4 protein-coding genes are annotated in these 8,240 nt (G+C 73.9%); 1 reads left to right on the top strand and 3 read right to left on the bottom strand.

The features are described from left to right. The coding region (locus tag GSF22_RS26940; RefSeq protein WP_208816541.1) for a sugar-binding protein at nt 1-2,634 on the top strand (2,634 nt) is incomplete at its 5' end. A 403-nt stretch (nt 2,635-3,037) separates the two neighbouring features. Here GSF22_RS26940 and GSF22_RS26945 read toward each other — a convergent pair. The 3 genes from GSF22_RS26945 to GSF22_RS26955 form a co-directional block, all read right to left on the bottom strand. Beyond that, complete coding sequence (locus tag GSF22_RS26945) at nt 3,038-5,353, bottom strand: hypothetical protein (RefSeq protein ID WP_208816542.1); 2,316 nt, start codon at nt 5,351-5,353, stop codon at nt 3,038-3,040. Then, nucleotides 5,350-6,468: a glycosyltransferase family 2 protein gene (locus GSF22_RS26950; protein ID WP_307804361.1), complete on the bottom strand. Its 1,119-nt coding sequence runs from the start codon at nt 6,466-6,468 to the stop codon at nt 5,350-5,352. Before GSF22_RS26950 ends, GSF22_RS26945 begins: the two co-directional genes overlap by 4 nt. Before the next feature lie 142 nt (nt 6,469-6,610). Continuing rightward, a partial coding sequence (locus GSF22_RS26955; RefSeq protein ID WP_208816543.1) for a glycoside hydrolase family 3 protein occupies nt 6,611-8,240 on the bottom strand: 1,630 nt, incomplete at its 5' end.

An 8,240-nucleotide genomic window follows, 5' to 3' on the forward strand; every position in this document is an offset into this window, starting at 1 on the left:
GCCCTCACCTCCCCCGCCGTGGCCGCCCCGGAGAAGTCCGGCGCGGTCGACCTGGACGTGCTGTTCGTCAGCGCCCACCCGGACGACGAGGCCAGCAGCCTGGCCACCCTCGGCCAGTGGAAGGAGAAGCACGGCACCCGCTCCGGGGTCATCACGATCACCCGGGGTGAGGGTGGCGGCAACGCTATCGGCCTGGAGGAGGGCCCGCCGCTGGGCATCATCCGGGAACGCGAGGAACGCACCGCGATCGGCATGGCCGGCGTGGAGAACCTGTACAACCTGGACCGGGTGGACTTCTGGTACACCGCGTCCGCGCCGCTGAGCGAGCAGATCTGGGGACACGACGAGACCCTGGCCCAGATCGTCCGGGTCATCCGGCAGACCCGGCCCGAGATCATCATGACGATGAACCCGTCACCGACCCCGGGCAACCACGGCAACCACCAACAGGCCGCCCGGTTCGCCGCCGAGGCGTACGCCGCCGCCGGTGACCCGACCGCCTTCCCCGAGCAGTTGAGCACCGAGGGACTGCGCCCGTTCCGGCCGGCGAAGCTGCTGAAGACCGGCGGTACCGGCACCTCGTCGGCCGGCCCCGCCTGCGCCACCAGCTTCACCCCCACCGTCGGGACCGACCAGGTCTTCGGCATCTGGGAGGGCACCCTCAGCGCCTCCGGGCAGACCTGGGGCCAGATCGAGACGGCCGCCGCCCGCGAGTACAAGTCGCAGGGCTGGGGCAACCGGGCCGAGGCACCCACCGACCCGGCCCGGATCCGGTGCGACTTCTACACCCTGATCGACAGCCGGGTACCGTACGACGCGACGGACACCTCGCCGGAGGCGATCCTGCGCGGCTCGGTACTGCCCGCCGTCGCGGGCGGCCTGCCGCAGGGCACCGAGTTCCACCTGACCACCGACCGCTTCGACGCCGCCCCCGGCGACACCCTCACCGTCACCGCGCACGTCCGGTCCGCCGACAAGCGGCTCAGCCGGCCCCGGGTGGAACTGCGGGCCCCGGAGGGCTGGCAGGTCAGCGGGGACGGCTCGCTGGGTACCTCGGTCGGTGACCGGGAGCGGACCGCCACCTTCACCGTCACCGTGCCCGCCGACGCCACCGCCAACCAGCAGCGGCTGCTCTCCGCCACGCTGACCACCGACGGTCAGGGCACGGGCCGCACCGACGAGGCGGTCCGGGTGGTCGCCGGGGTACGCGGCACCCTGGAACCCCTGCCCGAGGTGGGCATGTTCCGCGACTGGGCGGCCGGCTCCGGCAACTCCGCGCTCGACACGCTGATCAAGCCGGTCCTCACCCTCGGCTCCGGGCAGAGCCGCCAGGTCCGGGTCGACCTGCGCAACTTCTCCGGCAGCACCCAGCAGGGTGCGGTCACCCTCGGCCTGCCGGCCGGGTTCGCCGCCGAACCGGCCACCGCCACCTACAGCGGTCTGGCCGCCGGGGCGAGCGGGTCGGTGACCTTCACCGTCACCAACACCGACGCCAGCCTGCCCACCGCCAACGCGGGCGGGGTCAACGGCGACTACCCGATCACCATCACCACCACCAGCACGCTGGACAGCACCGTCGAGACCGGTGCGCTGGAGATCGTGCCGACCACCGTCGTCCCGCACGCCGGGCACGACCACGCGGTGGACGGCGTCGAGCACGCCGGCGAGTACCCGGGCCCGACGCTGGACCTCTCCCGGATCTGGGAGGGCGAGGCGACCACCCCGCAGGACGCCTCCGCCACCGGCAAGATCGCCTGGACCGAGGACGCGCTCAAGGTGATCGTGCACGTCACCGACGACACCCTCGGCCGCAAGGTGGTACCGCAGGACTGCAAGCGCCAGCGGCGTACCGACAGCGTCGAGATCATCGTCGACCCGAAGGGGAACTCGACCGACACCTCGACGGCGTTCAAGGCCGGCATCTTCCCGGTCACCGACGACCCGGCCAACGGTGACCCGCCGTGCTGGCAGCGCGACGCCGACAACCGGCAGGGCCCGGGGGCGCAGACCGCGCCGGGGATGACCGTGGTCAGCAAGGTCAGCTCGCCGTACACCGGTTACACCATCGAGACCAGCATCCCGTTCGCGGTGCTGCCGGACGCGGTGGACCCGGCCCGGATGGGGCTGAACATCCTGATCTACGACTCGGACACCCAGGACCTCAGCTCGCAGTCCCGGCTCGGCTGGTCGACCTTCACCGGCGTCCGCGCCGACCCGTACCGGTACGGCCTGGCCACCCTGCCCGGGTACACCCCGGCGGCCCGCCAGCCGAGCACCCCGGTCTTCCCCGACACCGCCGCCCGTAGCGTGCACAGCCCGCAGACCATCGCCCAGTCGGTGGTCGACGGGGTCGCCCCGGCCGCCGTACCCCGGCTGCCGGAACGGGCGCTGACCCTGAGCAAGGTCCAGGCCGTGCCCGGCGGCGTCCAGGTGACGGTACGCGCCGACCGCACCGGCACCGCCTACCTGTACGCCTGGGACGGCGACGTCGACCACGGTGCGCTCACCGTCGAGCTGCGCGCCGGCCAGCCGCAGACCGTGCTGGTACCGACCGACGGCAGCGACGTCAGCTCGGTACTCGCCGCGTTCGAATCCGACGGTCGGGCGCTGGCCCGCCAGGCGGCGGTGAACTGACCCGCTAGGAGCGACCGGCAACAGGGCGGTAGCTCCAGGACAAAGGTCGGTAGCTCCAAGGCAGTAGGGCGGGGTCCGGTCCTCCGGGCCCCGCCCTACTGGTGCGCCCTACCCTGCCGCGCCCCGCCGGGGACCGCCAACTGCGACCGACCGCCGCCGTCTTGCCCTTGATCGTTTGCAGCCCAGCTGCACTTCGACCGGCGTGTCGTACCGCTCAACGACAAACGATCAAGCGCCCGGAGCACGACTGACGCCACGAGGGCTCGCGCCGCTCGCGTTAGTCCCGACTCGACGTGGTGCGGGGCGGCTAACCGGTCGACAAGGTCGTGGCGCAGCCTGAGGTGTTAACAAGGGGCCCTTCCTCTACCGAAAACGTTAATAGGGGGCCCTTCCTTACGGTTCCTCAGCGCAACCGGTAGACCGAGATCCGGCCGTTGGCGAAGACCGGCTCGGCCAACTGGTCCAGCTCCGGGGCCACCCGGCCGACCTCGTGGTCGGCGACCAGCCAGCGCACCCCGTGCCGGTCCCGCAGGTCCGCGAGGCCGGCGGCGGTCGGCGCGGTGAACGCGGTGTCGTTGGCCCGCAGCAGGTCCTGGTCCCAGAACGGCGCGTACGCCCCACCCGGGCGGCTCACCATCCTCGGCGCGAAGGACCAGCCCTCCAGCAGGACCGCCCGTTCGGCGTACGCGCTGAGCCAGAACGACCGGGCGTCGCACCACCCGTTGACCACCGCCCGGCAGTGCACGTTCGTGGCCACCACGTCACCCGGTGCGCTGTGGTCGCGTACCCAACGGGCCGCCTCGACCCGGCTGGCCGGCATCGGCACCACCGCGTACGCCCCGCCGTTGGGGTACTTCCGGGCGGCGGCGGCGTCCATCACCAGCCCCGGCGTACCGGCCACCAGGATGCCGGTGAGCAGCACGACACCCCCGGCGCCGACGAGCCGGGGCCGGTGCCCGGTCACCACCACCCAGAGCAGCGCCCCGAGACCGGCCAGCGCGACCAGTGCCCCGGTCCAGCGCAGCAACGGCAGCAGGGGGGCGTACGCCGCGCCGGGCTGTACCGTCGCCGGGTTGGCGAGCTGGATGCCGGTGAGCAGACCGGCGAACCCGACCGCCGCGACGACCAGCCCGGCCACCGCACGCCGGCCCAGCCGGGCCCGCTCGACCAGTTCCAGGTAACCCCAGGCGGACAGGAGCACCCCGAAGGCGAAGCCGGCCCGGACGAAGTACTGGTTGCTGCTGCCCGGGTGGCCGACCAGGAGGTAGATCGCCGGCCCGGCCAGGGTGCCGCCGAGCAGGAAGAGCTGCACCGGTTCCAGCCGGCCCCGGCGCAGCCACAGCAGCACCGGGATCCCGGCCAGCCGGAGCTGCATGTTGAGCAGGAACGCGCCGAAGACCAGGACCCAGAGCAGCCCGGTCGGGCCGGTGTCCCCGACGTAGGTCCGCAGCCCGGAGAACGGGTCGACGGTCACCCCGTGACTCTCGAAGGCGAACAGCACCGCCGTGGCGAAGACCTGGGCGGCGAACGTCAGCCCGGCGGCCACCAGTACCGGCCGGACCAGTCGGCGGCGGACCACCAGCAGTACGGCGGCGGTGAACGCCAGGGCGGCCAGGGTCACCGGTACGGAGCTGGCCTTCGCCCCGGTCGAGGCGGCGAGCAGGAGCCCGGCCAGTACCCAGGCACCCGGCCCGATCCACGGCACGCGCGGCGCTCCCCCGCCGGCCCGGCCGGTCGACGCCGCGTCCGCGCCGGGCGGGGCGGTACCGGCGGCCAGCCGGTCGGCGAGGACCACGATCAACGCGATCAGCAGTACCCAGCTGTACGTCATCGACGGGCTGCCCCAGACGATGAAGGTGGCCTGGGTGCCGAAGAGCTGGCGTACCCCGTTCTCGTAGCCGAACTCGCCGACGGTGAACATCAGCACGGCGGCGACCGCCCCGGCGTACGGCCGGCCGGTGACCCGCCAACCGGCCACCGCGATCAGCACGGCGGCCAGCGCGCAGAGCGCCGGTACGCCCAGCCGGAAGAAGACCACCGGCAGGTCGGTACCGCTGAACAGGCTCGCCGCCGCCAGGTGCGCGAAGCCGAACCAGTGGTAGTGCAGGGGTTCCCCGGCCACCTGGGGCACGTCCAGCGGGACCTGGTGGGTGGCCGCTCCGGCGATGGAGAGCTGGAAGGCCAGGTCGATGTACTGCGCCTGTCCCTCCCCGGTGGGCAGCACCGGGTTGGGCCGGAAGAACGACTCGGCGAGGTAGAGGGTGAACCCGGCGACGACCGCCACCACGGTCCACGCCCAGCCGGTCGGCACCGGGGTGTACCCGCGTACCCACCAGTGCCGGCGCAGGACCGGTACGGCGGCGAACGGCACCGCCACGGCGAGCGGCCAGAGCCAGAGCCACCGCTGCACCCCGAGGGCGGTGAACCCGGCCCACGCGGCCAGCTCCAGCACCAGCCCGACGGCGGCGCCCATGGCCAGGTCCTCGACCAGGGTGTGCGGCCGGCGACGCAGCGCCCGGTAGACCAGCGTGCCGGGGAGCAGCACACCGGCCAGCGCGTACCCGGTGTAGCGGAGCACGTCGGCCGGTGGGGTGCCGGTGGCGAGCAGCGTCCCGGCGACGAAGAGGTACGCCGCCAGGGCCGGTGCGAACCGGCGGGCGGCCGGGGCGGGGCGTACGTCGGGCCGGGTGGCGCCGGCCCGGTCGTGCAGCGCGGTCACCGGAGCGTGTCGGCCAGCAGGGCCGGGTCGGTGACCTGGGCGCTGCCGGCGGCGTCCCGGGCCGGGGCCCCCTCGGCCGTGCCGCTGACCGTGGACTCCCCGGTGGTGGCGGTGCCGGACGGCTCCCCGGCGGTGACGGTGCCGGACGGCTCCCCGGCGGTGACGGTGCCGGACGGCTCCCCGGCGGTGTCGGTGGCGACGAAGTAGGCGGGGCGGCCCTGTACCGCCGTGTAGATCCGGCCCACGTACTCGCCGAGCAGTCCCAGGCAGAGCAGCTGCACCGCACCGAGGAAGAGGACCGCGACGTAGAGCGACGGCCAGCCGGTGACGGTGGCCCCGGCGAACCAGGCGATCACCGCCACCACCACCAGCAGGCCGCAGATGACCACCCCGGCCAGCCCGAGCCAGGTGGCGATCCGCAGCGGGGCGGCGGAGAAACTGGTGACGCTGTCGGCGGCCAGCCCGACCATCCGGGAGAACGGGTACTTTGTCCGGCCGGCGGCCCGTTCCTCCCGCAGGTAGCCGACCTCCCCGCTGGGGAAGCCGAGCCAGGGCACCACCAGTCGCAGCACCGGGTTCCGTTCGGGCAGGTCCCGCAGCGCCTCGACGGCGACCCGGCTGAGCAGGCGGAAGTCACCGGCCTGGGCGGGTACCTGCTTGCCCACCAGGCGGCGCATCAGCCGGTAGTAGAGCCCGGCCGTCCAGCGCTTGAAGCCGGTGTCGGAGCTGCGGTCGGCGCGTACCCCGTAGACGATGTCCAGCTCGTCGGTGCGGGCCCGGTCCAGCATCTGCCCGATCACCTCGGGCGGATCCTGGAGATCGGCGTCGATGCTGACCACGTACCGGCCCCGGGCCCGGAGCAGGCCGGCGAGCAGGGCGGCCTGGTGACCGCTGTTACGGCGCAGCCGGAGTACCCGCAGTTGCGGCCACTGCGCCCGGAGCCGGGACAGGCCGGCGGCGGTACCGTCGGTGCTGCCGTCGTCGACGGCCACCACCTCGTACGGCTCGTCGAGGTCGTCGAGCACGCCGCGCAGTCGCCGGACGAGCAGCGGCAGCACACTCTCCTCGTTGAACATCGGCACCACGACCGAGAGGATCGGCTCCGGCGGCGTCACGGCTGGACCCCCGTCTGGTCAGCTTGCGTCGGACAGCCGAACGCTACCAGGAGTACTGGTGAGCGGGATCACGCCAGCACCGGCCCGCCCCGGGCCCGTGGACCGCCGCACGGGGCAGGGGCCCCGGCGGCGGCCGATACCGTCACCGGACGCACGAACTCGCCGGCAACCCGGTGACCGGGACCGGGGACCGGCCGGTCGGCCGGGCCTTCCCGGCGAGTACCGCCGCGAGCCCGGTCATCGACGCGGGGCTGGACGAGTAGGTGGCCAGCAGCACCTTCGACTTCGCCTGGGCGAGCAGGTACGGGGTGTCCATGGCGACGGTGATCGCGGCGTCGGCCCGCAGGTCGCCGGCCCCGTCCCCGTAGCCGACCAGGTGCACGACCGTGCCGCCGGCCGCCGTCACCGGCACCCCGGCCGCCTTGAGCGCCTCGGTGAGCAGGGCCCGGGTCCGGTCCCGTCCCCCGGAGGAGCTGACCGTGACCGGGCCGCGTACCGCCGCCGAGGTGCAGGAGCCGCGCAGGACGGTCACCGCGGCGGCGGCCAGCCGGTTGGCGGCGTCCCGGTGGGCGGCGCTGTCCAGCCCGGCGCCGTCCGGCGCGGGGGCGGTGGCGAGCCGGAACTTCAGGGTCAGCACCCGGGTCACCGCCTCCACCATCCGGGTACGCGGCACGGTGCCGTCGCGCAGCGCGGCGAGCAGACCGTCGTACGCCTGGGTGACGTTCGGCGGCATCAGGATCAGGTCGTTGCCGGCGTTGACTGCCCGGACCGCTGCCTCCCCGGGTGAGTAGCGCTGGGCGGGAGCCATGTTCATCCCGTCGGTGACCACCACACCGGTGAACCCGAGCTGACCCCGCAGCACGTCGGTCAGCAGCTTCCGGGAGAAGGTGGCCGGTACCCCGGGGTCGATGGTCCGGGCGTCGAGGTGGGCCGACATCACCACGTCGGCACCGGCGGCGATGCCGTCCCGGAACGGCGGCCAGGCGCTCGCCGCGAGGGTCTTCTGGTCCTGGGTGAGGGTCGGCAGCTCGGCGTGCGAGTCGGAGGCGGTGTGCCCGTGGCCGGGGAAGTGCTTGAGGGTGGCGGCCACCCCGGCGGACTGGAGCCCCCGGACCGCGCCGGCGACCTGCCGGCCGACCGCCGCCGGGTCGCTGCCGAAGGACCGGGAGCCGATCACCGTGCTCCGGGTGACCAGGACGTCGGCGACCGGGGCGAAGTCGAGGTTCACCCCGAGGGCGGCGAGTTCCTCGCCGGCCGCCCGCCAGGCCGCCTCGGTGAGCGCCGGATCGTTGGCCGCCCCGGCGGCGAGCGCGTTCGGCAGCAGGGTCACCCCCTTGCTGATCCGGGTGACGATCCCGTACTCCTGGTCGATCCCGACCAGGAACGGGGCGCTGCCGGCGGGCAGCTTCCCGGCGGCGGTGCGCAGCCCGCCGGTCAGGTCCCGGACCTGTTCCGGGCTGTCCACGTTGGTGGTGGCCTGGTTCTTGTTGGTCGGGTCGTCGGCGGAGAAGCCGACCAGGATCACCCCGCCGAGCCGGTACTTCGCCACCATCTCGGCGGGCGTGTCCACCCCGGCGAGTTTCCGGTTGCCGGCGGCGGAGCCCGCCGACACCGTCGTGGCCGAGCTGCCGTAGGCGTACGGCATCAGCACCTGGCCGACCAGGTCCTCGTCGGCGAGCGTGCCGACCAGGGCGGCGGCCCGGGCGGCCGGATCGCCCCCGGTGGACGGGGCCGGGGCGGCCACCGACGCGGCGGCGGACGGGCTGGTGGAG

The sequence above is a fragment of the Micromonospora echinofusca genome (assembly GCF_017614955.1).
GTDB lineage: Bacteria > Actinomycetota > Actinomycetes > Mycobacteriales > Micromonosporaceae > Micromonospora > Micromonospora echinofusca_A.